This is a genomic window from Amycolatopsis sp. MEPSY49, from assembly GCF_051337345.1.
In the GTDB taxonomy this organism is placed as follows: domain Bacteria; phylum Actinomycetota; class Actinomycetes; order Mycobacteriales; family Pseudonocardiaceae; genus Amycolatopsis.
The window spans coordinates 164,720-189,549 of the sequence record NZ_JBDLYJ010000015.1; the positions used below are offsets into that span (position 1 = coordinate 164,720).

At 71.8% G+C, this 24,830-nt stretch carries 27 protein-coding genes; 16 read left to right on the forward strand and 11 right to left on the reverse strand.

Annotation, left to right across the window (positions count from 1 at the left end):
* Positions 1–6 precede the first annotated feature (6 nt).
* Both ABFJ78_RS42940 and ABFJ78_RS42945 read right to left on the reverse strand, forming a co-directional pair.
* Entirely contained in the window at positions 7–1,131 is a 1,125-nt protein-coding gene (locus ABFJ78_RS42940) for an FAD-dependent oxidoreductase (protein ID WP_436393197.1), read from the reverse strand.
* Positions 1,132–1,160: 29 nt separating this feature from the next.
* Complete coding sequence (locus ABFJ78_RS42945; protein WP_436393198.1) at positions 1,161–2,123, reverse strand: cyclase family protein; 963 nt, start codon at positions 2,121–2,123, stop codon at positions 1,161–1,163.
* Between the two features lie 83 nt (positions 2,124–2,206).
* On the opposite strand from ABFJ78_RS42945, the gene ABFJ78_RS42950 reads away from it, so the two are divergent.
* From ABFJ78_RS42950 to ABFJ78_RS42960, 3 genes are all read left to right on the forward strand, one after another.
* A complete protein-coding gene (locus ABFJ78_RS42950; RefSeq protein ID WP_436393199.1) occupies positions 2,207–3,130 on the forward strand; it encodes a LysR family transcriptional regulator in 924 nt (307 codons plus the stop codon).
* 87 nt (positions 3,131–3,217) lie between these two features.
* Positions 3,218–4,435, forward strand: a complete 1,218-nt coding sequence (locus ABFJ78_RS42955; protein ID WP_436393200.1) for an MFS transporter — start codon at positions 3,218–3,220, stop codon at positions 4,433–4,435.
* A 129-nt stretch (positions 4,436–4,564) separates the two neighbouring features.
* Entirely contained in the window at positions 4,565–5,227 is a 663-nt protein-coding gene (locus ABFJ78_RS42960; protein WP_436393201.1) for a lytic polysaccharide monooxygenase auxiliary activity family 9 protein, read from the forward strand.
* A gap of 25 nt (positions 5,228–5,252) precedes the next feature.
* Here ABFJ78_RS42960 and ABFJ78_RS42965 read toward each other — a convergent pair whose 3' ends face one another.
* Complete coding sequence (locus ABFJ78_RS42965) at positions 5,253–5,825, reverse strand: TetR/AcrR family transcriptional regulator (protein WP_436393202.1); 573 nt, start codon at positions 5,823–5,825, stop codon at positions 5,253–5,255.
* Positions 5,822–6,544, reverse strand: coding sequence for an alpha/beta fold hydrolase (locus tag ABFJ78_RS42970; RefSeq protein ID WP_436393203.1), 723 nt, complete (start codon positions 6,542–6,544; stop codon positions 5,822–5,824). Before ABFJ78_RS42970 ends, ABFJ78_RS42965 begins: the two co-directional genes overlap by 4 nt.
* A gap of 125 nt (positions 6,545–6,669) precedes the next feature.
* Here ABFJ78_RS42970 and ABFJ78_RS42975 point away from each other — a divergent pair, with 125 nt between their 5' ends.
* Complete coding sequence (locus ABFJ78_RS42975) at positions 6,670–8,061, forward strand: PLP-dependent cysteine synthase family protein (protein WP_436393204.1); 1,392 nt, start codon at positions 6,670–6,672, stop codon at positions 8,059–8,061.
* A gap of 198 nt (positions 8,062–8,259) precedes the next feature.
* Here the strand turns inward: ABFJ78_RS42975 and ABFJ78_RS42980 are convergent, their stop codons facing one another.
* Positions 8,260–8,613 (reverse strand): hypothetical protein, encoded by a 354-nt coding sequence (locus ABFJ78_RS42980; RefSeq protein ID WP_372660513.1) that lies wholly within the window; start codon positions 8,611–8,613, stop codon positions 8,260–8,262.
* Between the two features lie 561 nt (positions 8,614–9,174).
* Between ABFJ78_RS42980 and ABFJ78_RS42985 the strand changes: the two genes are divergently transcribed.
* The 5 genes from ABFJ78_RS42985 to ABFJ78_RS43005 all read left to right on the forward strand — a co-directional run bounded on the left by ABFJ78_RS42985 (position 9,175) and on the right by ABFJ78_RS43005 (position 14,157).
* A complete protein-coding gene (locus ABFJ78_RS42985; RefSeq protein WP_436393205.1) occupies positions 9,175–10,989 on the forward strand; it encodes an arabinofuranosidase catalytic domain-containing protein in 1,815 nt (604 codons plus the stop codon).
* Positions 10,990–11,087: 98 nt separating this feature from the next.
* Positions 11,088–12,062: a D-isomer specific 2-hydroxyacid dehydrogenase family protein gene (locus tag ABFJ78_RS42990; protein WP_436393206.1), complete on the forward strand. Its 975-nt coding sequence runs from the start codon at positions 11,088–11,090 to the stop codon at positions 12,060–12,062.
* Entirely contained in the window at positions 12,055–13,083 is a 1,029-nt protein-coding gene (gene vanA, locus ABFJ78_RS42995; RefSeq protein WP_436393207.1) for a D-alanine--(R)-lactate ligase, read from the forward strand. Before ABFJ78_RS42990 ends, vanA begins: the two co-directional genes overlap by 8 nt.
* The gene (gene vanX / locus ABFJ78_RS43000; protein ID WP_436393208.1) at positions 13,080–13,688 is read left to right on the forward strand and encodes a D-Ala-D-Ala dipeptidase VanX; all 609 of its coding nucleotides are present in this window, start codon (positions 13,080–13,082) and stop codon (positions 13,686–13,688) included. The genes vanA and vanX overlap by 4 nt, the downstream gene beginning before the upstream one ends.
* Positions 13,689–13,704: 16 nt before the next feature.
* The gene (locus ABFJ78_RS43005) at positions 13,705–14,157 is read left to right on the forward strand and encodes a GNAT family N-acetyltransferase (RefSeq protein WP_436393209.1); all 453 of its coding nucleotides are present in this window, start codon (positions 13,705–13,707) and stop codon (positions 14,155–14,157) included.
* On the opposite strand, the gene ABFJ78_RS43010 is transcribed toward ABFJ78_RS43005, so the two are convergent.
* Complete coding sequence (locus ABFJ78_RS43010) at positions 14,114–15,208, reverse strand: sensor histidine kinase (RefSeq protein WP_436393210.1); 1,095 nt, start codon at positions 15,206–15,208, stop codon at positions 14,114–14,116. The two genes, ABFJ78_RS43005 and ABFJ78_RS43010, sit on opposite strands and share 44 nt — an antisense overlap.
* Entirely contained in the window at positions 15,201–15,878 is a 678-nt protein-coding gene (locus tag ABFJ78_RS43015) for a response regulator transcription factor (RefSeq protein ID WP_436393211.1), read from the reverse strand. Before ABFJ78_RS43015 ends, ABFJ78_RS43010 begins: the two co-directional genes overlap by 8 nt.
* Before the next feature lie 87 nt (positions 15,879–15,965).
* On the opposite strand from ABFJ78_RS43015, the gene ABFJ78_RS43020 reads away from it, so the two are divergent.
* A complete protein-coding gene (locus tag ABFJ78_RS43020; RefSeq protein ID WP_436393212.1) occupies positions 15,966–16,415 on the forward strand; it encodes a M15 family metallopeptidase in 450 nt (149 codons plus the stop codon).
* A gap of 78 nt (positions 16,416–16,493) precedes the next feature.
* A complete protein-coding gene (locus tag ABFJ78_RS43025) occupies positions 16,494–16,940 on the forward strand; it encodes a nitroreductase family deazaflavin-dependent oxidoreductase (RefSeq protein WP_436393213.1) in 447 nt (148 codons plus the stop codon).
* On the opposite strand, the gene ABFJ78_RS43030 is transcribed toward ABFJ78_RS43025, so the two are convergent.
* Positions 16,941–17,267: a hypothetical protein gene (locus ABFJ78_RS43030; RefSeq protein ID WP_436393214.1), complete on the reverse strand. Its 327-nt coding sequence runs from the start codon at positions 17,265–17,267 to the stop codon at positions 16,941–16,943. It abuts the gene before it with no gap.
* Positions 17,268–17,469: 202 nt separating this feature from the next.
* On the opposite strand from ABFJ78_RS43030, the gene ABFJ78_RS43035 reads away from it, so the two are divergent.
* On the forward strand, positions 17,470–17,916 hold the full coding sequence (locus tag ABFJ78_RS43035) for a hypothetical protein (RefSeq protein WP_436393215.1): 447 nt from the start codon (positions 17,470–17,472) through the stop codon (positions 17,914–17,916).
* Between the two features lie 59 nt (positions 17,917–17,975).
* Complete coding sequence (locus ABFJ78_RS43040) at positions 17,976–18,194, forward strand: hypothetical protein (RefSeq protein WP_436393216.1); 219 nt, start codon at positions 17,976–17,978, stop codon at positions 18,192–18,194.
* On the opposite strand, the gene ABFJ78_RS43045 is transcribed toward ABFJ78_RS43040, so the two are convergent.
* Positions 18,182–18,742: a TetR/AcrR family transcriptional regulator gene (locus ABFJ78_RS43045; protein WP_436393217.1), complete on the reverse strand. Its 561-nt coding sequence runs from the start codon at positions 18,740–18,742 to the stop codon at positions 18,182–18,184. The genes ABFJ78_RS43040 and ABFJ78_RS43045 overlap by 13 nt on opposite strands.
* 55 nt (positions 18,743–18,797) lie before the next feature.
* Here ABFJ78_RS43045 and ABFJ78_RS43050 point away from each other — a divergent pair, with 55 nt between their 5' ends.
* Positions 18,798–19,727, forward strand: coding sequence for an SDR family NAD(P)-dependent oxidoreductase (locus tag ABFJ78_RS43050; protein ID WP_436393218.1), 930 nt, complete (start codon positions 18,798–18,800; stop codon positions 19,725–19,727).
* A gap of 15 nt (positions 19,728–19,742) precedes the next feature.
* Here ABFJ78_RS43050 and ABFJ78_RS43055 read toward each other — a convergent pair whose 3' ends face one another.
* Both ABFJ78_RS43055 and ABFJ78_RS43060 read right to left on the reverse strand, forming a co-directional pair.
* Entirely contained in the window at positions 19,743–21,224 is a 1,482-nt protein-coding gene (locus ABFJ78_RS43055) for a tannase/feruloyl esterase family alpha/beta hydrolase (protein ID WP_436393223.1), read from the reverse strand.
* Between the two features lie 146 nt (positions 21,225–21,370).
* Positions 21,371–22,753 (reverse strand): MFS transporter, encoded by a 1,383-nt coding sequence (locus ABFJ78_RS43060; RefSeq protein WP_436393219.1) that lies wholly within the window; start codon positions 22,751–22,753, stop codon positions 21,371–21,373.
* Between the two features lie 143 nt (positions 22,754–22,896).
* On the opposite strand from ABFJ78_RS43060, the gene ABFJ78_RS43065 reads away from it, so the two are divergent.
* Both ABFJ78_RS43065 and ABFJ78_RS43070 read left to right on the forward strand, forming a co-directional pair.
* Positions 22,897–24,561: a helix-turn-helix domain-containing protein gene (locus ABFJ78_RS43065; RefSeq protein WP_436393220.1), complete on the forward strand. Its 1,665-nt coding sequence runs from the start codon at positions 22,897–22,899 to the stop codon at positions 24,559–24,561.
* Between the two features lie 120 nt (positions 24,562–24,681).
* Positions 24,682–24,830 (forward strand): leucine zipper domain-containing protein (locus ABFJ78_RS43070; protein ID WP_436393224.1); only part of this gene is annotated, 149 nt, incomplete at its 3' end.

Here is a 24,830-nt window from a genome sequence, read left to right on the forward strand (position 1 = left end):
CAGGGGTCAGGCGGGCTGGGTGACGAGGGCGGCGATCCGGGCCATCAGCCCGGGGACGTCACCGGGTTCGCGGTCCACAAGCCACTGTCCGAGTTGGACGGACGCGGCGACGACCTCGGCCGCCCGGGCGTACCGGCGCTCGGTGAACGCGGTCCACACGTCCTCGTCCAGGGTGTCCGCGGCGAGCAGCAGCTCGGTCAGCACCGCGGCGTCTTCGAGGGCCTGGGCGCCGCCCTGGGCGAGGGTGGGCGGGCAGGAGTGCGCGGCGTCGCCGATGAGCACGACCCGGCCGCGGTGCCACGGCGCCGGCAGGACGTGCGTTTCGAACCACGTGTAGTTGACCCGCGCCGGGTCGGTCAGCGTGGCGCGGATGTCGTCCCACGGGCCGTGGTAGGCCGCCGCGAGCTCGCGCATGGTGGCGAGCTGCTCGTCCGGTGACAGGCCGCTGCGGTCTTGGGCGTCCTCGACGACGTAGGCGTACAACGTGTCCTCGCCGGTCGGGCAGTACCCGGCGATGTAGGACGGCCCGCCGTAGCACAGGTCCGTCCGGGTCACCGACGCCGGCCGCGGGCCGAACGCGCGCCAGATGCCCATGCCGGTCGGCCGGGTCTCCAGCGCGATGCCCAGCAGCCGGCGGACCGCCGAGCGGATCCCGTCGGCGCCCACCACCAGGTCGTAGCGCCCGGTCGTGCCGTCGGAGAACCTGACGTCGACGCCGCCCGCCTCCTGCGCCAGCGCGGTCACGGTGCACCCGAAGCGCAGCTTCACCCCGGCCGAACCGGCTCGCTCGGCCAGGATCCGCGCCAGCTCCGGCCGCGGCATCCCGACCGTGGCCGGGAGGTCGGGCCCGCCGGTGCGCGCGTCGGGGATTTCCGCGAGCAGGGTGCCGTCCGGCGCGCGCAGCCCGAGGCTGTCGAAGCCGTACCCCTGCGCCCGCACGGCTTCCCAGACGCCGAGCTTGCGCAGCTCGCGCAACGCGTTGCCCTGCAAGGTGATACCGGAACCCGCGGTCGTCGTGTCCGGCTTGATCTCGACGAGGTCGACCGCGACGCCGTGGGCGGCGAGCGGGATCGCGGCGGCGGTGCCGGCGAGGCCGCTGCCGACCACGAGGACGGTGTGCACGGCGGGCATGGGGACTCCTTCGTCCGGTCCGAAGTGGACTACTTGACGGCGATCGGGGCGACGGGCGCGCCGACCGCGCCGGTCACGGGCAGCGGGTCGGCGGTCAGCCAGAACTCGTAGCGGCCGTCTTCCGCGCAGTCCGCGGCGAGCGCGTCGAGGTCCCACATCTCGCCGAGGAACAGGCCGATGTGCGGGATGGCGACCTGGTGCAGCGGCTGGAAGGCGTCGTCGAACTCGTTGGGCCGGACCTCGAACCCCCACGTGTCGGTGGCGATCGCGGCGATCTCGGTGCCGTGCAGCCAGTCCGCGGTGGTGAACGACAGCCCCGGTGCAGGCCCGCCGGCGTAGTCGTCCCAGCCTTCGCGCCGCGCCCGCGTGAGCCGGCCGGTCCGCACCAGGAGCAGGTCGCCGCGGCCGACCCGGGCGGTTTCCCCTTGCGCCGCCAGGGTTTCTTCGAGGTGGGCGACGGTGATCGCGAACCCGTCCGGCAGTTCGCCGTCGGTGCCGAGCGCGCGGCCGACGTCGAGCAGGACCCCGCGTCCGGCGATCCGGCCGGAGGTGGTCTCGATGCCGGTGACCTGGTCGCCTTCGCTGGTGACGACGTCTCCGGCGCGGCGGCCGTTCCAAGCGAGACCGTGGTCGAAGATGTGGCCGAGCCCGTCCCACTGCGTCGAGGCCTGCAGCGGCATGAACACGACGTCGTCGGCGCCGCCGATCCCGTGCGGGAAGCCCTGCGTGCCGCGCTCGGCGTCCAGGCCGGTGTCGAGCATGGTGTGCACCGGGTTGGTGCGGCGGCGCCAGCCTTTCTGCGGCCCGTTCGCGTCGAACCGCTGGGCCAGCGGGAAACTCACGCCGCGCCGGACGAGCGCGGCTCCTTCGCGGCGCTTGGCGTCGTCGAGGAAGTTCAGCGTGCCGAGGACGTCGCCGGCGCCCCAGCGGCCCCAGTTTGAACAGCGTTTCGCGGCGGCGGCGATCGCGGCTTCGGGATCGGTGCGGTCCATGCGCCCACCGTCCGGCACCGGCCCGCATCAGGGAAGACGAAATAGCCTATGCGCGGTATCACCGCGATGGATAACCTGAGGTCGTGAACCTGGCGAGCCTCGACCTCAACCTGCTGGTCACGCTGGACGCGCTGCTGGAGCACCGCAGCGTGAGCCGCGCGGCGGAGCAGGTCGGCCTCAGCCAGCCCGCGGTGTCGGCCCAGCTCGCGCGGCTGCGCCGGCACTTCGGCGACGACCTGCTGGCCCGCTTCGGCAACACCTACCGCCTCACCCCGCTCGCCGTGCAGCTGCGCGGCCGGGTGCGGACGGCGGTCACCGGCGTCGAACGGGTCTTCGCCGCCGAACCGGACTTCGACCCCGCGTCGACGTCCCGCGAGTTCTCGATGGTCATGAGCGACTACGGCGTCGCCGTGCTGGGTTCCGACCTCGCGACCGCGCTCGAGCGCGAGGCACCCGGCGCCCGCCTGCGGTTCCTCGCCAACACCCCGGCGGTGGTCGACCACGCGCGGCAGGCCTTGACCGCGATCGACCTGCTGGTGATGCCGCACGGCTTCATCGACGGCCTCCCCCACCGCGACCTCCACCGTGACGACTGGGTCTGCCTCGTCGACGCCGGACACCCGGCGGCCGAAACCGGGCTGACGGTGGAGCAGCTGCGGACGATGCCGTGGGTGGTCACCTACCACGGCCCGACCGCGTCGACCCCGGCCGCGCGGCAGATGCGGATGCTCGGCATCGAACCGCACGTCCAGGTCGTCACCGAGAACTTCCTGACGGTGCCGGGCCTGATCGCCGGGACGGGCCGGGTGGCGCTGCTGCAGCGGCGCCTCGCCGACCGCGTCCCGGCCGACCTCGGGGTCCGGGCGCTGCCCTGCCCGTTCGAGGCGGGGCCGCTGGTCGAGGCGTTCTGGTGGCACCCGATGTACGAGCACGACCCCGAACACCAGTACCTGCGCGACCTGCTCTCCCGCGTCGCCGCCGACGTCACCGGGCATCCACCGCGCTGATACCGCGGTTCGGGAGAAGTGATTTCCCCTCCGCCGCACCGGAACCCACACTTTCGGCACCCCTCCGACGGAAGCCCTGGTGCCGACATGTCCGAACGCTCCGCCCCGAACCTGCCTCCGGCCGTCGCCGCCGCGGACCGGACGCCGGGTCTGCTCCAGCTGCTCCTGCTGCTCGCCGGCAGCTGCCTGTCGGTGCTCGGCGCCGTCCTCATCGCGCCCGTCCTGCCGCAGCTGACGCGGGCGTTCGCCGCCACGCCCGGCGCCGAGGTGCTCGTGCCGATCGTGCTGACGGCCCCGGCGCTGCTGATCGGGCTCACGGCGCCGTTCGCCGGCGTCGTCGCCGACCGGATCGACCGGAAACGCCTGCTGCTGCTGGCGATGCTCGCCTACTCCGTGTTCGGCACGGCCCCGCTCTACCTGGGCTCGCTCGGCGCGATCCTCGCCAGCCGCGTGCTGGTCGGGCTGTGCGAGGGCGCGATCATGACCTGCTGCACCACATTGATCGGCGACTACTGGTCCGGCACGCGCCGGGCGCGGTACCTCGGCCTGCAGACGCTGGTCGCCACCCTCTCGGCGACCGTGTTCCTGGCGCTCGGCGGCGTGCTCGGCGCGTCGGGCTGGCGGACGCCGTTCTGGCTGTACGTCGTCGCCGCGCCTCTGGCGATTCCGATGGCGCTGAAGCTGTGGCAGCCCCGGCGGCGGCCCACGACCGGGCACCTGGCGAGACTCCCCTGGCGGCAGCTCGCGGCGCCTTGTCTCGTCACGCTTTTCGGCGGGGTCGTCTTCTACGCGCTCATCGTCGAACTGTCCTTTGTGCTCACCGGGGTCGGTGTGGCGTCGAGCGGGGTGATCGGCGCGGTCTCCGCGATCATGTCCCTGGCCACGGCCGGCGGGGCGGTCGCGTTCGGCCGCCTGGCCGGGAAGACGCCCCGGGTTCTGCTGCCCGTCGAGTTCGGCCTCGCCGCCGCCGGTCTCCTGCTGGTGTTCGCGACGGCGTCGCCGGTCGTCATCACGCTCGGCGCGGTGCTCACCGGCTTCGGCACCGGCATGCTGCTGCCCACCCTGCTGACGTGGGCGGTCAACCGGCTCTCGTTCGACCAGCGCGGCCGCGGCACCGGCCTGTGGACGGGCGCGCTGTTCCTCGGCGAGTTCGCCTGCCCGCTCGCGCTGGCCGCGATCGGCGGGGGCACCGGCGGGCTGCAGGGCGCGCTCGCCGTCCTGGGGATCGCGACCGCGCTCGCCGGCGTGCTGACCGCGCTCACCCTGCGCCGCCACGACCGGCCGCTCGACGCGACCGAGGGCTGACGGGAGGAACAGTCCCACCATCCGGCTTTACTGTTGGTTGAACTTTTGCCGGGCGACCGATAAGCTGCCCAGCACGCTGGGAGCGCTCCCATGGATCACCACGCTCATCCCGAGAATGGAGGCCCATTCATGCGTATGCGCAGCAGCTCCAGGTCCGGCACCCGCCGGCGGAGCGTCCTCACCCTGATCGTCGCCACCCTCGCCGGGCTGCTCATCTGGGTGCCGGCGGCATCCGCGCACGGCACCATCGTCAGTCCCGCCACCCGCGCCTACCAGTGCTGGCAGGATTGGGGCAGCCAGCACACGAACCCGGCCATGCAGCAGCAGGACCCCATGTGCTGGCAGGCTTTCCAGGCCAACGCCGACACCATGTGGAACTGGATGAGCGCGCTGCGGGACGGGCTCGGCGGCAACTTCCAGGGCTCAACCCCCGACGGTCAGCTCTGCAGCAACGCCCTCGCCCGCAACAACTCCCTCAACACCCCCGGCGCGTGGAAGGCGACCAGCCTGGGCAGCAGCTTCTCGATGCACCTGTACGACCAGGCCAGCCACGGCGCCGACTACTTCCGGGTCTACATCAGCAAGAACGGGTTCGACCCCACCACCCAGCGCCTGGGCTGGGGCAACCTGGACTTCATCACCCAGACCGGTAAGTACGCCCCGGCCAAGGACATCACGTTCAACGTCCAGACGTCCGGCTCGTACCGGGGACACCACGTCGTGTTCACGATCTGGCAGGCGTCGCACCTCGACCAGACCTACATGTGGTGCAGTGACGTGAACTTCGGCTGACGGACCGGCGGTGCGGCGCCCCGCCTCAGGGGCGCCGGACGGCCAATCCGTTGACCAGCAACCGCACGAGGTGGCGCGCGTCGTAGCCCTTCGTGCTGCCCGCGCACAGGCTGCCCACGCCGCGCATCAGCTCGTAGGCGTCCTGGCCCGGGTTGATCTCCCCCGCCTCCGCCGCCGCCTCGAGCAGCTCGGTGCACACCGGGCCGAGCCGCTCCAGGAAGTACGCGTGCAGCGGGTCGTAGCACGCTTCGTCGGACTGCAGCACCGACGCGAGCCCCTGCTTGGTGATGACGAAGTCGACGAACCGGTCGATCCACTTCGTCAGGGCCTCGTGCGGTCCCGGTTCGGCCGCCAGCAACGCCGGGCCGGCTTCGGCCAGGGACTCCACCTGCAGCCGGTACACCGCGAGGATCAGGTCCGCCCGGGTCGGGTAGTGGCGGTAGATGGTCGCCGTGCCCACGCCGGCCCGCGCGGCGATCTCCCGGATCGGCGCTTCGACCCCCGACGTCACGAACACCGCCGCGGCGGCCTCGAGGACGTTCGTCGCGTTGCGCCGAGCGTCCGCGCGTTGCGGGGCCGCCGCACGGGAATCCGTCACACCGGCATGCTAACCCGAAGGTCGAGCAGCATCCCGGCGAGCTCGGCGGGTGCGGTGATCATGCAGTCGTGCCCGGTGGCCAGCTCCCGCACGTCCGCGGGCTCGCCGTTCGGCTGCACGGCGGGCACCGGGCGCCGGTCGAAGCCATCCGGTTTCACCGTGCAGTGGATGTGCGTGCGCGGGATCGCGGCGAGGCCGGGGTGATCCATCGCGACGGGCTCTTCGAGGCACCGGCTCGACTGGTCCGACAGCATCGTGCGCACCCACGCCACGTCGCCGGGATCGGTGACGCCGAACAGTCCGAAGGGCGCGGGCAGCTCCGGCAGCGGGGGCACCCGCCAGTCCGCGCCGAGCATGGTCCGCGCGAACGGCATGACGTCGAACGCGTTCTCCCCGTCGGTGGGCACCATCGCGTCGAGGTAGACCAGCCGCGCGATGCGCTCGGGCACCTCGTTCGCCACCGCGGAGATGACCATGCCGGCGTAGCTGTGCCCGACCAGGACGACGTCCCGCAGGTCCTCCTCGACGAGCAGCCGCACGACGTCGGCGGTGTGCGTACCGAGCCCGACGTCCGGGCCCAGCAGGTGCGCGGTCTCGCCGTAGCCGGTCAGCGTCGGGGTGAAGACCCGCCGCCCGCTCGCCGCCAGCAGCGGCACGACCCGCGCCCAGGCCTGCCCGGTGTGCCAGGCCCCGTGAACCAGTACGTACGTCACCGTCATGACTGCTCATTTCCTCAAGTGGGACGTTGTCCCGGTTAGCATACGGGACACTGTCCCACTTAAGTCACGCGGGTCTCTGGCACGCTGTGGGGACAGCTGGGCAGTACCGACCCGAGGGGGCGCGCGTGGCAGCCGAAGATCCCGCCGAGATCGACGCGTTCGACTCCGTGCTCGACGCGATCGGGGGCACCCCGCTGATCCGGCTGGCCCGGATCGCGCCGCCGGGCGGCCCGCGCGTGTACGTCAAGGCCGAGTTCCTGAACCCCGGGGGCAGCGTCAAGGACCGGGCCGCGCTGGCGATGGTGCTCGAGGCGGAACGCTCGGGCGCGCTGGAACCCGGCGGGCTCATCGTCGAAGGCACGTCGGGCAACACCGGCATCGGGCTGGCGATCGTGGCCGCCCAGCTCGGGTACCGGCTGGCCGTCGTGGTGCCCGACAAGACCAGCCGCGAGAAGATCGCGATCCTGCGCGCGTACGGCGCCGAGGTGGTGACCACGCCCGGGACCGTGCCGCGGGAAGACCCGGCGCACGTCCGGCAGCTCGCCCGCCGGATCGCCGACGAGCGCGGCGGCTGGCTCGCCGACCAGTACGACAACCCCGCCAACCCGGCCGCCCACCGCGAGACGACCGGACCCGAGATCTGGCGCCAGACCCGCGGCCGGCTCACCCATTTCGTCGCCGGGATCGGCACCGGCGGGACGATCAGCGGCGCCGGCGCGTACCTGAAGGAGATCAGCGGCGGCCGGGTGCGGGTGGTCGGCGCGGATCCCGAGTACTCGGTCTACTCCGGCGGAGACGGCAGCCCGTACCTGGTCGAGAGCATCGGGCACTACCGGCACCCGGACACCGCCGAAGACCTGTGGCCGCGCTCGTACCACCTCGACGTCGTCGACCAGGTCGTGCCGGTCGGCGACCGCGAATCGATCCTGGTCACCCGGCGGCTGGCGCGGGAAGAGGGTCTGCTGCTGGGCGCTTCGGCCGGAACCGCGGTGGCGGTGGCGTTGCGGGTCGCCGCCGGGCTGTCCCCGGACGACGTGGTCGTCGTCGTGGTCCCGGATTCCGGCCGGTCGTACCTGTCGAAGTACTACGACGACGAGTGGCTGGACCGCCTCGGCCTGCCCGTCGAGCACGGGGGCGAGACGACCGTCGCCGACGTCGTCGGTCCCCTGCCGGCGGCGGCGCCCGGTCTGCCGGAAACGGCGACGGTCGCGGAGGCGCTGGCTTCGGCCGACGGGCACGCGGTGCGGCCGGTGGGACTCAGGCCGTCGCCGGAACCGCCGTCGGTCGTGGAGGTGACGGGCGCGCTGGACGTCGGCGAACTCCGCCGGGCGGTCGAGGCGGGCGTCGTCCGGCCGGGCGACCCGATCACCGGGTACGTCAGCGGCACACTGCCGGCCGTCGGGCTCGGCGAGACCCGGGCCGCGGCCGCGGAGCGCCTCGGTGGGCACGAGGCGGCTTGGCTGCTGTCCGACGGGCGGGTCGTCGGAGCCGTCCACAAGGGACAGCTGGAGCCGTAGCCGGCCGGGGGTGGGGCCGGCTCGTGACCGACCCCACCCGGGCCGGCGAACACCCGACGCCGCGGCGTGCCCGGGACGGGGAACCGGAGTGTGCAGCTCGCTCCCTGTTCCGGGCACGCAGTACGACGTCCGGCGCTACGCCGGGGCCGCGCCAGGGCCGGCTTCCGCACACACAACGGGCGGCCGCGGCGCGGGGACTCAGTTGTCCTGGCTGGTGCCACCGTCGGCGATGGCCCCGGACGCGCAGTTCTCCGGGTTCTCGCCGCTGGCCTCGCTCCCGCCCGGCGACAGGATCGGCACGCCGATGCCGTTGAGGGAGTTCTGGACCGGGACCTGGACGCCCAGCACGTTGACGTTGTTGTCGCAGATGCCCGGGGTGACGTTCAGGTTGTGCAGCGCGTCGGTGTTGCTCAGGTTCAGCAGGCCGAGCTGGCTGCTGTGGTCGTGGCCGTGGTGACCGTGGTGGTCCGGCGTGCCGGCGGCCGCGACGCCGCCGGCCAGGAAAGCGCCAGCGGCCGTGGCGGCCACGACGATACCGAGCTTCTTCAGCATGGGAACTCCTCGAGTAGACGTACGAAACGACCGGGACCGCGACAAGGTGTGTTAGCCGTCCCGGATGGGGGAAACGTACTGAAAAATGCCGTTCGGTTCCGCGCGGATCCACCATCGTGTGCGCCACGGAAGCCGCTGACCGGGGAACGGGTGCCCCGATGGGTTGATTCCGGCGCGCTCCCGCGGAAACCGGTTCGCACAGTTGTTCAGAACCCGGCCACCCGGGAACGACGGCGAGTCGGCTGGCACTTCGAGGCGAAATCACCCACGCGGTTCGGTCCGCAATTTCCCGCTCGGCGGAATTCCCGGAACCGGCGCTTCCGGCAAAGGAGCGAAAACGGAACTGCCGCCTTCCGGCCGCCGCGCCGGCCCCCACCGCATCCCGGCCGTGATGGGCCGTCCGGTGGTGGACTGGACCACCCCGTTGACACGCCCGAGAACCCGGACCTACCCTTCCCCCATCCCGATCGCTCCCCCGCGTCACCCTTCTCTCCCGGAAATACAACGTTGTAAAAATCCGCCCGGGTCGGCGACGACCTGCGGCTCGAGAGTGAGGTCCCCGTGCCCCGCGCCGCCGGTCGAAGCCTGCTCACCACCCTCCTGCTCGTCCTCGGAACCGTGCTCGGCCCGATCACCCCCGCGCAGGCCGCCGGTCCGCTGCCGTGCGACATCTACGGGTCCGCCGGCACCGCCTGCGTCGCCGCGCACAGCACCACCCGGGCCCTCTACTCGGCCTACGGCGGCGCCCTCTACCGCGTGCAGCGCGCCTCCGACCGGGCCGAAACGGACATCGGGCTGCTCGCCGCCGGCGGGTACGCCAACGCCGCCGCGCAGGACTCCTTCTGCGCCGGCACTTCCTGCATCATCACGGTCATCTACGACCAGTCGCCGCGGCACAACGACCTGACCATCGAAGGCCCGGGCACCGCGGGCGGCCAGGACGTCGGCGCGAACGCGGCCGCCCTGCCGGTCACCGCCGGGGGCCACAAGGTCTACGGCGTCTACGTCTCCCCCGGCACCGGCTACCGGCACTACGTCGGCGCCGGCGTCGCGCGGAACGGCCAACCGGAAGGCATGTACATGGTCGCCAGCGGCACGCACGTCAACGGCGGCTGCTGCTTCGACTACGGCAACGTCGAGGCACAGATCGCCGACACCGGCAACGGCCACATGGACGCGGTGAACCTCGGCACCACCTGCTACTTCCCGCCCTGCACCGGAATCGGCCCGTGGGTCGCGGGCGATCTGGAGAACGGCCTGTTCCAGGGCAACCGCTCCAACACCGCCAACCGCGGCAACGCCACGCCGTTCGTCACCGCGCTGCTGAAGAACAACGGCCAGACCACCTTCGCGCTCAAGGGCGGCAACTCCCAGAGCGGCGGCCTCACCACCTGGTACAACGGCACGCTGCCCTCGGGCGGGTACATGCCGATGCACCAGGAGGGCTCGATCGTGCTCGGCACCGGCGGCGACAACAGCAACGCCTCGATCGGCTCGTTCTTCGAAGGCGTGATGACCGCGGGCTACCCGACCGACGCGGCGGACGACGCCGTCCAGTCCAATGTGGTCTCCGTCGGCTACGCGGGCAGCACCGGGACGCCGCCGTACGCGGCCACGGTTTCCGGGCCCGGCGGCAAGTGCCTCGACGTCGCCGGCGACGACACCGGCGGCAACGGCACCGCCGTGCAGCTGTGGGACTGCCAGGCCAACGCGGCCGACCAGCACTGGGCGCACAACGCGGACTCGTCACTGTCCACTGTGGGCCGGTGCCTCGACGTCAACGGCAACGCCACGGCGAACGGCACCCAGGTCGAACTCTGGGACTGCAACGGCGTCGGCGGGCAGAAGTGGGTGCAGCAGGCCGACGGCTCCCTGCGCAACCCGCAATCCGGCCGCTGCCTCGACTCCCCCGACGGCGCCACCGCCAACGGCACGCGGCTGCGGATCTGGGACTGCAACGGATCCGCGGCGCAGAAGTTCTCCGTCACCGGCGGCGGCCCGGTCACCGGACCCGGCGGCAAGTGCGTCGACGTGGCCGGTGACGACCACGGCGTGAACGGGACCGCCGTGCAGCTGTGGGACTGCCAGTCGTTCGCCGTCGACCAGCACTGGTTCCACCTCGCCGGCGGCGCGCTGCGCACCTTGGGCCGCTGCCTCGACATCAACGGCAACGCCACGGCGAACGGCACCCAGGTCGAACTCTGGGACTGCAACGGCGTCGGCGGCCAGGTGTGGACGCAGCAGGCCGACGGCTCGCTGCGCAACCCGCAGTCCGGGCGCTGCCTCGACTCCCCCGACGGTGCCACCGGCAACGGGACGCGGTTGCGGATCTGGGACTGCAACGGATCCGCGGCGCAGAAGTTCGCGCTGCTCTGACCCCGGGTGAGGCGGGCCGCCGCGGCGGCCCGCCTTATCGTCGGCGTATCGGAAAACGCATACGTGCCGGCAACATCGCGTCGCCTTGACTGGCGGGCATGACCGACACGGCTCTGGGCATCACGATCTACGGCTGCGAGCCGGACGAGGCCGCGTTGTTCCGTGAGCTGGCGCCGCGCTGCGGCGTCGTGCCGACCATCACGGAAGCCGCGGTTTCCGAAGCCAACGTCGAACTGGCGTGCGGAAACCGGTGCATCAGCGTCGCGCACAAGACCCCGATCACGAACGCCACCCTGCGGGCGCTCGGCCGGGCCGGCGTCCGGTACATCTCCACGCGGAGCATCGGCTACAACCACCTCGACGTCGAGTTCGCGAAGCGCGTCGGCATCGCCGTCGAGAACGTCTCCTATTCGCCGGACAGCGTGGCCGACTACACCGTGATGCTGATGCTGATGGTGGCGCGGGACGTCAAAGCCCTGCTCCGGCGCGCGGACGTGTACGACTACCGGCTGCACGACGTGCGCGGGAAGGAACTGCGCGACCTGACCGTCGGGGTCGTCGGGACCGGGCGCATCGGCGTGGCGGTGATGGACCGGTTGCGCGGCTTCGGCTGCCGCGTGCTGGCCTACGACATCCGGCCGCGCAACTCCGCCGACTACACCTCGCTCGACGAGCTGCTGCAGCTGAGCGACGTCGTCACGCTGCACACGCCGCTGACCGCGGACACCCACCACCTCCTCGACGCCCGCCGCATCGCGCAGCTGAAGCGCGGCGCGGTCGTCGTCAACACCGGACGCGGTCCGCTCCTGGACACCCGGGCCCTGGTCGAGGCGCTGGAAAGCGGCCGGCTGGGCGGCGCGGCATTGGACGTCCTCGAAGGCGAGGAAGGGATCTTCTACGCCGACCACCGGACCAAATCGCTGGACAGCGAACTGCTCGTGCGGCTGCAGAGCATGCCGAACGTGCTGATCAGCCCGCACACCGCGTACTACACCGACCACGCGCTGAGCGACACCGTCGAAAACAGCCTCATCAACTGCCTGACCTTCGAAAGCGAGCTGCGACATGGATAAGGTGAAGGTCGGAATCGTCTTCGGGGGATCCACCGAAGAGCACCCCGTTTCCGTCAAATCCGCGCAAGAGGTCGCGAAGCACCTCGACACCGAAAAGTACGAGCCCTTCTGGATCGGGATCACCCGCGAGGGCACCTGGCTGCTGTGCGACGGGCCGAGCTGGGAAAACGGCCGTCCGGCGGTGCTGTCCCCCGATCGCGGCGTCCACGGCCTGCTCGTCCTGGAGGACGGGAAGTACGAGACGATCCGCCTCGACGTCGTGCTGCCCCTGCTGCACGGCCGGCTCGGGGAGGACGGTGCGACGCAGGGTTTATTGGAGCTCGCCGGCGTTCCCTACGCCGGCTGTGACGTCCAGAGCTCCGCCCTGTGCATGGACAAGTCCCTCACCTACCTCGCCGTGCAGAGCGCGGGGATCGCGACGCCGAAGTTCTGGACGGTCACCGCGGACGAGAAGGCCGATCCCGGCCGGCTCACCTTCCCGGTGTTCGTCAAACCGGCCCGGTCGGGGTCCTCGTTCGGCGTCAGCAAGGTGTCCCGCGAGGAAGAACTGGCCGGCGCGGTGGAGACCGCGCGGCAGTACGACTCGAAGGTGCTGATCGAAGAGGCCGTCACCGGCCACGAGATCGGCTGCGCCGTCCTGGGCGACGACCCCGAACTGAGCACCGGCGAGCTGGACCGGGTCGCGCTTTCCCACGGTTTCTTCAAGATCCACCAGGAAAGCAACCCGGAAAGCGGTTCCGAGAACTCGACGTTCATCGTGCCCGCCGACATTTCGGAGGAGGCGCGTTCGCTCGTCTTGGAGACGGCGAAGGCCGTCTACCGCGCATTGGGTTGCCGGGGACTGTCGCGAGTGGACATGTTCCTGAAGGACGACGGGACGGTGGTCCTCAACGAGGTCAACACGTTGCCCGGCCTGACGTCGTACAGCCGGTACCCGCGGATGATGGCCGCCGCGGGGGTGTCCCTCGGCGAAGTGCTCGACCGGGTGGTGTCGCTGGCGTTGAAGGGGACTTCCCGGTGAACGACGACTTCGTGTTCGTGGACGAGGCCGCTCCCGGCATCCGCTGGGACGCCAAGTACGCGACCTGGGACAACTTCACCGGCAAGCCGGTGGACGGCTACCTGGCGAACCGGGTCGTCGGGACCCGGGCGCTCGGCACCGCGGTGCAGCGGGCGCAGGAGAAGGCGGCGTCGCGCGGGTTCGGCCTGCTGCTGTGGGACGGCTACCGCCCGCAGCGCGCGGTGGACTGCTTCGTGCGCTGGTCCCGGCGGCCGGAGGACGGCCGGACGAAGCCGCGGCACTACCCGAAGATCGACCGGGCGGAGATGTTCGAGAAGGGGTATGTGGCAACGAAGTCGGGCCACAGCCGCGGCAGCACGGTCGACTTGACGCTGTACCACCTGGACACGGGCGAGCTGGCCGCCATGGGCGGCGACCACGACCTGATGGACGCGATCTCCCACCACGGCGCTCGCGGGATCACCGAGGCCGAAGCGCGGAACCGGCGGGCTCTGTGTTCCATCATGGAGTCCTGCGGGTTCCGGCGGTACGACCGCGAGTGGTGGCACTACACCTTGACCGACGAGCCCTACCCGGACACCTACTTTGACTTCCCCATCGCATAACCGGCAGATCCGCCCGGTGCGGGCCGCCGACGCCCCGCGTCTCGTCGAGCTGCTGGCCCAGCTCGGGTACCCGAGCGAACCCGGCACCGTCGGCCGGCGACTGGCGGGCATCCTCGAATCGGCGACGCAGCACGTGCTCGTCGCGGACGAGGGTGGCCGGCTGGCCGGCTACGTCGGCGTCGAGCGACGACCGGCTTTGCTGCACCAGGACGAACACGCCGAGATCACCGGGCTGGTCGTCGACGCGGCGGCCCGCCGGGCCGGCCTCGGCCGCACTCTCGTCCGGGCCGCCGAACAGTGGGCGGCCCGGCGGGGCCTGCCGGCGATCGTGGTCCGCTCGAACGTCGTGCGTCCGGAGTCCCACCCGTTCTACGAAGGTCTCGGCTACCTGCGCACGTCGACCTCGCACAGCTACTTCAAGGACCTCACCGCGGGCGGCGGGCGATACAGATGGGCAGCCGGACCGTGACGTGGAGCCCGCCGCCGTCGCGGGGGGCCAGGGTCAGGGTTCCGCCGTGGGCCTGGGTGATGCTGTGGACGATCGCCAGGCCGAGCCCGACGCCGGTGTGGCCGGCGCGGATGCGCTCGGTGCCGCGCCGGAACGGCTCGACCAGCGTCGACACCAGCTGGGGCGGCAGCGGCTCCCCCGTGTTCTCCACCGTGAGCACCACGCGCCCGGGATCCACGCTGGTCGTCGCCCACACCGTGCCTTCGCCGGGCAGGTTGTGGACGATCGCGTTGTGCACCAGGTTCGTCGTCAGCTGCTGCAGGAGCGCCGGCGACCCGAGCGTGGGGGTCGTCTCGCCGGACGTCTCGATCGTGACGCCGCGTTCTTCCGCCAGGGGCAGCAGCGTCTCGGCGGCTTCTTCCGCCGTCAACGACAGGTCCACGGTTTCCCGGGCGAACGACCGCTGGTCGGCCCGGCTGAGCACGAGCAGCGCTTCGGTGAGGTCGATCGCCCGGGTGTTGACCGCGTGCAGGCGTTCGACGAGCTCGCTCGGGTCGCGGGCCGGGTCCTTGCGGGCGACCTCGAGCAGCGTCCGCGTCACGGCCAGCGGCGTGCGGAGTTCGTGGGACGCGTTGGCCGCGAACCGCTGTTGGGCGGTGACGTGGGATTCGAGCTGTTCGAGCATGGTGTCGAAGGCGTCGGCCAGCTCGCGGAACTCGTCCTTGCGGCCGGGGAGCCGGATCCGGTGGGAAAGCGAGCCGTCGGCGGCGAGGCGGGTGGCGTCGGTGACGCGGGTCAGCGGGGCGAGCATCCGGCCGGCCAGCACCCAGCCGCCGGCGAGGCCGAACACCAGCAGGAAGATCAGCACCGCGATCGCGGACGGCGCGAAGCCGCGGATGAGGACTCGGCCCGGCGGCGACATCACCACCGGCATGGTTTCCAGGCCGAGTCGCTGGTAGTACAGCAGGAACAGCCCCACGGCCGCGAGCAGCAGGGCGCCGGCGACCATGACGAAACCGGCGTAGCTGAGGGTGAGCTTGAGGCGGACGCTCAGGCCGGGCTTCCTATCCACGGTCGCCTCCCGGGGCTTCGATGCGGTAGCCGACGCCGGCCACGGTGGCGATGAGCCAGGGTTCGCCGAGCCGCTTGCGCAGGGCGGAGACAGTGATGCGGACGGCGTTGGTGAAGGGGTCGGCGTTCTCGTCCCAGGCCCGTTCGAGCAGCTCTTCGGCGCTGACGACGCCGCCTTCGGCGCCGACGAGGACTTCGAGCACGGCGAACTGCTTCCGGGTCAGCGCGACGTACCGGCCGTCCCGGTGGACCTCGCGGCGGAACGGGTCCAGCCGCAGGCCCGCGATCTCCCGCACGGGCGGCCGGTTGTGGGCGCGCCGGCGGTCGAGCGCGCGGAGCCGGAGCACGAGCTCCCGCAGCTCGAACGGCTTGGTGAGGTAGTCGTCGGCGCCGAGCTCGAACCCCGTCACCTTGTCGTCGAGCCGGTCGGCGGCGGTGAGCATGAGGATCGGGATGCCGCTGCCGGAGGCGACGATGCGCTCCGCGATCTCGTCGCCCGACGGGCCGGGGATGTCGCGGTCGAGGACCGCGAGCTCGTAGGCGTTGACGCTCAGCAGCTCCAGCGCGGTGTCGCCGTCGCCGGCGATGTCGGCGGCGATCGCCTCCAGGCGCAGCCCGTCGCGGATCGCCTCGGCCAGGAAGGGTTCGTCCTCGACGACCAGCACACGCATGCCCCCGATGCTACGAGCGGGCCCGTATCGCCGGCTTATCGAAAACCGCATACGGGCCGGCAACGCCCCGCCGCCTCGACTGGGGGCATGGACTTCACCGCGCACGGCGCCGTCCCCCGGCCGGTCCCGGTCTTCGACGACGCGGCCCCGGCCGTGGTCAACCTCGCCCCCGCCCTGCTCGGCGCCCTGCGCCGGGCCGCCACGGACGCCTCGGTCGGGTTCTTCGTCTACGGCGGCTGGCGCTCCCCGGAGTACCAGGCGCACCTGTTCCGGGAAGCGGTCGCGAAGTACGGCTCGGCGGCGGAGGCGGCCCGCTGGGTGGCCACGCCCGGCACGTCGGCGCACGTGTCGGGCGACGCGGTCGACGTCTGGCCGCCCGCGGCCCGGGCATGGCTGGCCGAGCACGGCGCCGGATACGGGCTGTGCCAGATCTACCGCAACGAGCCGTGGCACTACGAGCTGCGTCCCGAGGCCGTCGACCAGGGGTGCCCGCCGCTCTACCCCGACCCGTCGCACGATCCGCGGATGCGGCGGTGAGCGCGTGTCGAGAACGCGGGGCCGGCTCCGTCCCGGGCACGATCGAGCAGCACCGACCGCACCGAGAGGACCGCCACCATGGCCATCGCCGCCGACCTCGACCGCGCCGGCGACTCGAGCTGGGACTGGGTCGCCGAGCAGACCCGCACCTACCTGGCCTCGGGCGGCACCGAGGGCCACGAATCGAACGGCGTGTACACGCTGATCCTCGCCACGACCGGGCGGCGGACCGGCGAGCCGCGCCGGACCTGCCTGATCTACGGCAGGTCCGGGGACGACTTCGTCGTCGTCGCCTCCAAGGCCGGCGCGGACGACGACCCGGCGTGGCTCAAGAACCTGGAAGCGGAGCCGAGCGTCGGCGTCCAGGTCGGCCCCCGCCGGTTCACCGCCCGCGCCCGCGTGGCGTCGCCGGCCGAGCGCGAAGCACTCTGGCCGCGGATGGTGGAGATCTTCCCGCTGTACGCGGAGTACGCGGAGAAGACCGAGCGCGTGATCCCGGTCGTCCTGCTCACGCCCCAGGACTGACTACTTCCGGTCTTCCTCGATGCCGCTGTACCGGCTGGGCATCACCATGCAGTACAGGCCGCCGGTCTCGTTGGTCAGGCAGTACACCGGCCGGCTCGACTCGGAGTCGGTGGGATCGCGCTGGTCACCGACGTGCTGGATGGTGATGCGCTGCGGGTCCTTGGGCGGCTCCGGAGCCGGCGGCTTGTCCCAGGGGTGCCAGGCCAGCAGGCCGCCGCCGAGGCCGGCCAAGAGGATCGCGGTGGCCAGCAGGCCGGAGCCGCGCCGGGCGGGCGCGGGCGCGGGCGCGGGGGACGGTTGCGGTGCGGGGATATCGGGGTCGGACATGGCCGACAGTCAACATGATCGCCGGGCGGCCGCCGCACCGGCGTTCCCGGGGTGCCGCCACGACGCCGGAGAAGACCGGGTTGACCTTGCCACCCGTGCGGTCCCGGTAAACTGGCGCGGGGTTGACACCACAGCTCTCACCCTCGGCCCATCCCGACTGGAGCTGTCCATCACCCCCTCTCCCGAAGCCGAACGGGACCGGTTGCTGTCCCCGTCGCGCATCGCTGACCGCGCGGCCTACTGCTACGTCCCGCGGCACAAGGGCTACTCGAACCCGATCACGGTCTTCGCCGACATCGGCCGGATCACCGGCTACCTGTCCCGGCACATCGCCCGGCAGGGGCCGAAGCCCGAGCCCGACCAGTGCGACCCGGACGCGTGGGTCTACGACATCGGCGAGAACTCCGACTGCTCGGTCGACGCCCTGATCAGCGACAACGTCGCCGACCTGATCGGGCTGTTCGCCGGGCAGCCGACCGCGAAGGCGAGCTTCGCCACCAAGTACGTCAACCGCGGCCTGCTCGCCCTGGCCCCGCGCGGCCGGACCGGGCCCTCGACGACTTCGTCGAGGCGGGGTACGAGGTCCACGTCAACCTCAGCCCCGTCGTCGTCCACCCGGGCCGGCTCGACGACTGGGCGGAGCTGCTGACCGACCTCGGGGACGCCACGAGCGAGGCCACCAAGGCCCAGCTCGCCGCCGAGGTCGTCATGTTGACGCACAACCGCCCGCTGCACGAGGTCAACCTCGGCTGGCACCCGAAAGCCGAGCAGGTGCTGTGGCGGCCCGACCTCCAGGAGACCAAGCGCAGCGAGGGCGGCGGCAGCAACGTCCGCTACCGCGCCGGGCGGAAGCGGGTTCTCCTCGACGAGCTGCTCGACCTGATCGCCGAACGGGCGCCTTACCTCCGGGTCCGTTACGCCTTCTGAGGGACCAGCAGCTCGACCGCGGTGGTGAAGCGGGCCAGGTAGGCCTCACGGGTCTCGACCTGGTGCTTCAGGCCGACCGACGCGCTGAGCAACGTCTGCGCGACGCGGGTCGCCGCGGCCCGCCCGGTCACCTCGGCGATCGCGTCGGTCACGAGTGCCTCGAAGCGCGCCGGCGCGGTCTCGACCACGTCGCCGAGCAGGTCCGGGTTCTGCTCGATCACGCCGGTCACGTCCCGGCTCAACGGCCCGACGTACCGGCCGGCCCACCTGTCGAACGCGCCGGTGACCCGCTCGCGCAGCGGCTTGCCCGGGTCCGCCAGGATCCGCTCGGCCGCGCCGAGGTCCTGTTCCAGCGCGCGGGTGACCGCGGCCCGGAACAGCGTCTCCTTCGACTCGAACAGGAAGTAGAGGCCCGGCCGGGAGATCCGGGCCGCGCGCGCCACCTCGTCCATGGACGTCTTCCGGTAGCCGTGCCGGGCGAAGGTGAGCAGGGCCGACTCGAGCACCGCGTCACGACGGTCGGCGGGTTTCGGCGGTTCGGAAGCCATGTCGACCACTCTAGACTTACTTTACAATTTCTGCCTAGTAGGTATAGTCGAAGCCATGATCACCACACCGTTCACCGCCGCCAGCACCGCGACCGAAGTGCTGGCCGGCGTCGACCTGTCCGGGGTCCGCGCGATCGTGACCGGCGCGTCCTCCGGCCTCGGCGCCGAGACGGCCCGGGTGCTGGCCGCCGCCGGCGCCGAGGTGACGTTCGCCGTCCGGAACCCGGCCGCCGTCGCGGAACCCTCGCGGGTCGCCCGGCTCGACCTCGCCGACCAGGCATCCGTCCGGCGGTTCACCGACGCCTGGGCGGGTCCGCTGCACCTGCTCGTCGCCAACGCGGGCATCGTCACCGGCGGGCTGTTCCGCACGCCGGAGGGGTGGGAGCTGCAGTTCGCGACGAACCACCTCGGCCACTTCGCGCTGGCCACCGGTTTGCATGACGCCCTCGCGGCGGGCGCGGCAGACCGGGGCGAGGCGCGGATCGTCTCGGTCAGCTCGACCGCGCACATGCGCGCCGGCGTCGACTTCACCGACCTGCACTTCACGAGGCGGCCGTACGACCCGCAGATCGCTTACGCGCAATCGAAAACCGCCAACTCGCTCTTCGCCGTCGAAGCGACGCGCCGCTGGGCGGCCGACGGGATCTTCGCGAACGCCGTGAACCCCGGCGGCGTCGCGACCGGCCTCCAGCGCGACTTCACCGACGCGCAGAAGGCGTCCCTGGCCGCGGCCGAAGCGGCCGGGATCTTCCGGTACAAGACCATCGGGCAGGGAGCGGCGACGAGCGTCGTCGCCGCCGTCTCCCCCGAGTTCGCCCGCACCGGCGGGCACTACCTCGACGACGCGCGGGAGGCCTACACCGTCCCCGATGACGCCGACCTCGCCGACCACCCGCACGGCGTCAAGGAGTGGGCCCTCGACCCGGATCTCGCCCGCCGGCTCTGGACCGTCTCGGCCGAGCTGACCCGGTCTGCCCGGCGCTGACCCTCCGCCCGCCGGTCAGCGGGTGCAGACGTAGCTCGACGCGCTGTCCGGGTCGCCCGCGCGGTACCGGGGCCACCCCGGGTACGCGCACAGCGGCCGAGTACGGGCGTGCGCCAAATCGGTCACGACCGGGTTCACCGGCGACTGTCCGTTGTCGACCCAGCGTTCCAGCGCCGTGAGCGAATCCCAGGACGCCGCGAACGCCGGGCTGCCGAAGTTGGCGTGGTTCGCGCCCGGCACGACGTAGTAGCGCAGGAAACTGTCGGTCGTGCGCGGCCCCACCACCGACCGCACGCGCTCGTAGTAGTCGCTCGTCGAGTACGGCGAGACCAGCTCGTCCGCCGCGCCGTGCAGGAGGATCAGCTTGCCGCCGGCCCGGGCGAACGGGCGGAGGTCGGCGTTGTTGCGGTCCTGGATCTTCGACAGCTCGCTGATCCGGCTCAGCCACTTCCCGGGGTGCCGGGGATCGACGTCGAGCGAGCGGTACTGCGGATCCCGGGTCAGGAAGTACTTGACCCACTGGTCCCAGTACTGCATCCCGTAGCCGCTCGTCACCGGCATGGGATCAGCCGGCGCGGTGGTCCCGAAGCCGAGGAACGGCGTCCGCATGTCCGCGCCCGAGAGGAACGGGAAGCCCGGGTACTGCGTTTCGCCGCTGGCGATCCGGTACGGCCACCGGAACGGCGACGACATCGCTTTCACCGCCCCGATCTGCGGATCGGACAGGCACGCGGGACCCGCGTCGGCCCCGCCGGGACACCGCAGCACGCGCGGATCGAAGTGACACGCACCGGGGTTCGAGACGACGTTGTCCTTGACACCGTCGAGCCCGTCGCAGGCGCTGATTACGCTGTCGTAGACCAGCTTCTGCTTGTCCGGCGTCGGGAACGCACCGGGCCGCGAGAGAACCTGGGTCAGGTAGCCGAGATCCAGGATCTCCGCCATGTTGTTCCAGGCGGGGTAAGCGGAAATGACGCCGTCGAAGGCGGTCGGCCACCGCTGCGCGACGTTCAGGGCCTCGCGGCCACCGGTCGACCCGCCCGCGAAGAACGTCTCAGCGGGCGACGTCCCGTAGGCGTGCCGGATGAGGAACAGGCTCGCGTCCCGCGTCTTCTTCAGCGCGTCGCCGGCCGCGAAGTTGACCAGTGCCTCGTCGTTCGCGCCGAACGAGCCGTCCAGCGACGGCGGGGACGCCGGGTTCTGCTGGTGCCCCGAGTCGCTCGCGAAGGTCGCGTAGCCCCGGGCCAGCGGCACGGGCTGGTCGGCCGGGCCGAACGGCACGTTCGACGCGACGTCGGGGATCGTGCCGTTGTAGCCGCCACCGCCGAACATCAGCGCCTTGCGGTTCCAGTCGCGGGGCAGCGCGACGCGCATCTTGATCGACGGCGCCGTCCGGTCCACGGGGAAGAGGTCCGCGTCGACCCGGCAGTACTCGCCGGCGGTGCCGGTCACGACCGCCGCCGCCGTGACGCGCCCGCCGGTGGTCGGCAGGCTCATCGCCGATGCCGGGATCGTCAGGTGGTCCAGCCCGGCGCACGCTGTCGCGGCGCCCGCGGGCCCGGTTCCGGCGACCACCGACGCGCCGGCCACCAGCACCGCGGCGAACAGGGAGAACTTTCGCACTCCGGTCTCCTTTCGGGAGTTCAGCGGTAGAGGTGGGCGCCGGGCACGGCTTCCGGGTCTTCCCGGACCGGCGCAGGGTTCGTCTCGGGCAGGAACCACGCGCTGGCGAACGTGATCAGCCCCATCAGCGTGATGTAGGCGGCGACCGGCCAGGTGCTGCCGGTCTTGGCGATGAGCGCCGTCATGAGGAACGGCGTCCCGCCGCTGACGATGATCGCCGAAAGCTGGTAGGACAGCGACGCTCCCGAGTACCGCACAGCCGGCGCGAAGAGCTCGCCGAGGAAGCTCGCGATCGGGCCGTACGTGAGGCACTGGAAGACGAACCCGACCGCCACCGCGACGAAGATCAGCGGCAGGGACTTGGTGCCGACGAGCCCGAAGTACGGGAAGGCCCAGGCGGCGACGCCCAGCCCGCCGACGAGGATCAGCGGCCGGCGGCCGATCTTGTCCGAGAGGTGCCCGGACCACGGGATGGTCAGCAGCATCGCCGCGGAGGCCAGCAGCACGACGGCCAGCAGGGCGTCGCGCTTGAGCCCCAGCGATCCGGTGCCGTAGCTCAACAGCCCGGAAATGCTGACGTAGAACAGGCTGTTGGTGGCGGACAGCAGCCCGCAGCCGAGCAGGATCGTCCCCCACTTGCTGCGCAGGACCTGCGCGAGCGGGGCCCGGACCACGACCTCGTCGTCCGACTTCGCCGCTTCCCGTTGCAGCTCGAGGAACTCCGGCGTGTCCTCCACCTTGGCCTGGATGTAGAGGACGACCGCGAACATGAAGACGCTGAGCAGGAACGGGATCCGCCAGCCCCAGGACAGGAACGCGGCGTCCGGCATCAGGCCGCTGGCGGCGACGAAGATGAGGTTGGAGATGATCACGGCGACGGGAACGCTGGTCTGGCCGAAGGTTCCGGCGAAGCCGCGGCGTTTGGGCCCGGCGGATTCGGTGAGCAGCAGGATGATGCCGCCCCACTGGCCGCCGGTCGCGAGCCCCTGGACGAACCGCAGGATGACCAGCAACGTCGGGGCCAGCGAGCCGACGGCGGCCGCGGTCGGCAGGCAGCCGATCAGGAAGGTCGCCGCTCCCATCACGGCCAGGCAGGCGACGACGACCGGCTTGCGCCCGTACTTGTCGCCGAGGTGCCCGGCGAGCACGCCGCCGACCGGTCGCGCCACGAACCCCGCCCAGAACGTGCTGAAGGCGAGGAGGGTCCCGGTCAGCGCCGAGGAATGCGGGAAGAACACCTTGGGGAACACCAGCGCGGCCGCGGTGCCGTAGAGGAAGAAGTCGTACCACTCGATCGAGCTGCCGACGAGCCCGGCGGCCAGCAGCTTGCGGAAGGCCCGGCGCCGGGTCGGGGACACGGCCGAGCCGGACTGCCCTTCGGGCTGGGTGAGCGGGATTGCCATGGGTGCCGCCTTCGTCGTTGAGCGCAGCCTGGTGATGGCGGAGATGCTAGGGCGCCGTTACGCTGCGGATGAGGTGCGGACCACCCACTCCTCACGGCGGGTCGGTGGGCCTTTCGTCCACCTGATCGCGAAGAGGAGGCGTGGTGACCGATGAGGCACCGCTCGCGCGGCGGCAGCGCGAGCTGGCGTCGTTGTACGCGACCGTCAAGTCCCTCACCGCGCTCGGCGGGCTGGACGAGGTCCTGCAGTCGATCGTCCACCACGCGCACGACCTGATCGGCACGGACTTCACCTACCTTTCGCTGGTCGGCCCGGACGGCAGGCTGTCGGCCCGCGCGTCGGACGGCACGATCTCCGCCGAGTTCCTCGCGGCGGCCATCCCGGCGACGGTGGGGCTCGGCGGCAAGGTGCTGGCCTCACGGAGTCCGCACTGGGTGCGCGACTACGCGTCCTCGACGCTCATCCAGCACGATCCGGACTTCGACCGGCTGGTCGGGACCGAAGACCTGGTCGCGCTCCTCGGCGTGCCGCTGGTCATCCGGGGTGAGGCGGTGGGCGCGCTGTTCGCCGCGTACCGCTCGGAAAGGTCGTTCCACGCCGAGGAAATCGCGCTGCTGAACGCGTTCGCCGACCACGCCGCGGTCGCCCTCGACAACGCCCGGCTCTACGAAGCGAGCCGGACCGCGTTGCAGGAGCTGCAAAGCGCGTACCGCAAGATCGAGCGGGCGCAGGCGATCCACGAGGCGCTGACCGGCGTCGTGCTGGCCGGCGGGTCCCCGGACGACGTCGCGCAGCTGCTCGCCGACCAGCTCGGCGGCAGCGTCACGCTCCTCGACCGCGCGGGCGAGATCGAACTGGCCGACGCCGTCGAAGAAGCCCGGCGCTCGGGCCGCTGCACGGTGGCCGCCGGCCTGAGCGTGGCGGCGATCCAGGCGGGCGACAGCTACCTGGGCGCGCTGGTGTGGCGCCGGGACGGCGTTCCGGACGACACGGACCTGCGCACGCTGGAGCGGGCCACGCACATCCTCGGGCTGCTGATCCTCAAGGAGCGGGCCGTGGCGGAGGCCGGCGAACGGGTGAGCGGCGAGCTGCTGACCGAGCTGCTGGTGGGCAGCCCGGGGATCAGCCCGGCCCAGCGCACCCGCGCCCGCGCGCGCGGCATCGACGCCGACCGCCTGGAGCTGGTCGTGGTGGCGGACTCCCCCGCGGTGGCCCCGACCGACCTGGCCCGGCACCTGCACGACATCGCCCGCGACCACGCCGGGCTGGCCGGTGAGCACCTGGGCCGGGCCACGATGCTGCTGCCCGGCGCCGACGACGAGGAAACGGTCGCCGAAGTCCACAGCAGACTCCGGCGCACGCTCGGCGCCCCGGTCCTGGTCGTCGGCGAACGGGCGGCCGGCCACGACTGGTCCCGCGCGTTCTCCCTGGCCGGCCGCTGCGGCGCGGTGATGCGCGCGCTCGGGCACACCGACCTCGGCGCGACCACGCGCCGGTACGCGTTGTACGCCATGGTGTTCGACGCCGAGCGGGCCGGCGAGCTGGACCGGTTCCTCGCCGGCTCGCTCGGCGCGCTGCTCGAGTACGACCGCCAGCGCGGCACCGAGCTCGTGGAGACGTTGGCCGCCTACTACGACAACCGCGCGAACGTGGCGGCGACGGCACGGGCCTTGCACGTCCACGTCAACACGCTGCTGAAGCGGCTGGACCGCGCGGGAAGCGTGCTCGGTTTCGACTGGCGGCAGGGCAACGACCTGGAACTGCAGCTCGGACTCCGCCTGCACGCCCTCCGCGCCGAGATCACCTAGGTGTACTGACCACGGTGGTTGGGTACGGGGCGACACGTGATCGGATGATCTTGGCGTAAGGGAGGGCCTCCGGGTTCGGTGTGGATTGCGACATCTGCACCGACTGCCCAGGAGGCCCTCGTGTCCCACCGTAATGCTCCCTTGTCCGAAACCGGCAGGCTCCGACTGGCCCAGTGTGTCGTCGAGGAGGACTGGCCGCTGCGCCGCGCCGCAGAGCGGTTCCAGGTCGCGGTCACCACCGCGAAACGCTGGGCCGACCGCTACCGCGC

Bases quoted from the DNA above. Each gene is read 5' to 3' on its own strand.
- ABFJ78_RS42945 (WP_436393198.1), bottom strand. From the start codon at position 2,123: ATGGACCGCACCGATCCCGAAGCCGCGATCGCCGCCGCCGCGAAACGC.
- ABFJ78_RS42960 (WP_436393201.1), top strand. From the start codon at position 4,565: ATGCGTATGCGCAGCAGCTCCAGGTCCGGCACCCGCCGGCGGAGCGTC.
- ABFJ78_RS43020 (WP_436393212.1), top strand. From the start codon at position 15,966: ATGGACTTCACCGCGCACGGCGCCGTCCCCCGGCCGGTCCCGGTCTTC.
- ABFJ78_RS42955 (WP_436393200.1), top strand. From the start codon at position 3,218: ATGTCCGAACGCTCCGCCCCGAACCTGCCTCCGGCCGTCGCCGCCGCG.
- ABFJ78_RS42970 (WP_436393203.1), bottom strand. From the start codon at position 6,544: ATGACGGTGACGTACGTACTGGTTCACGGGGCCTGGCACACCGGGCAG.
- ABFJ78_RS42940 (WP_436393197.1), bottom strand. From the start codon at position 1,131: ATGCCCGCCGTGCACACCGTCCTCGTGGTCGGCAGCGGCCTCGCCGGC.
- ABFJ78_RS42980 (WP_372660513.1), bottom strand. From the start codon at position 8,613: ATGCTGAAGAAGCTCGGTATCGTCGTGGCCGCCACGGCCGCTGGCGCT.
- ABFJ78_RS43015 (WP_436393211.1), bottom strand. From the start codon at position 15,878: ATGCGTGTGCTGGTCGTCGAGGACGAACCCTTCCTGGCCGAGGCGATC.
- vanA (WP_436393207.1), top strand. From the start codon at position 12,055: ATGGATAAGGTGAAGGTCGGAATCGTCTTCGGGGGATCCACCGAAGAG.
- ABFJ78_RS43030 (WP_436393214.1), bottom strand. From the start codon at position 17,267: ATGTCCGACCCCGATATCCCCGCACCGCAACCGTCCCCCGCGCCCGCG.
- ABFJ78_RS42990 (WP_436393206.1), top strand. From the start codon at position 11,088: ATGACCGACACGGCTCTGGGCATCACGATCTACGGCTGCGAGCCGGAC.
- ABFJ78_RS43040 (WP_436393216.1), top strand. From the start codon at position 17,976: ATGTTGACGCACAACCGCCCGCTGCACGAGGTCAACCTCGGCTGGCAC.
- ABFJ78_RS43025 (WP_436393213.1), top strand. From the start codon at position 16,494: ATGGCCATCGCCGCCGACCTCGACCGCGCCGGCGACTCGAGCTGGGAC.
- ABFJ78_RS43050 (WP_436393218.1), top strand. From the start codon at position 18,798: ATGATCACCACACCGTTCACCGCCGCCAGCACCGCGACCGAAGTGCTG.
- ABFJ78_RS43045 (WP_436393217.1), bottom strand. From the start codon at position 18,742: ATGGCTTCCGAACCGCCGAAACCCGCCGACCGTCGTGACGCGGTGCTC.
- ABFJ78_RS43060 (WP_436393219.1), bottom strand. From the start codon at position 22,753: ATGGCAATCCCGCTCACCCAGCCCGAAGGGCAGTCCGGCTCGGCCGTG.
- ABFJ78_RS43055 (WP_436393223.1), bottom strand. From the start codon at position 21,224: ATGAGCCTGCCGACCACCGGCGGGCGCGTCACGGCGGCGGCGGTCGTG.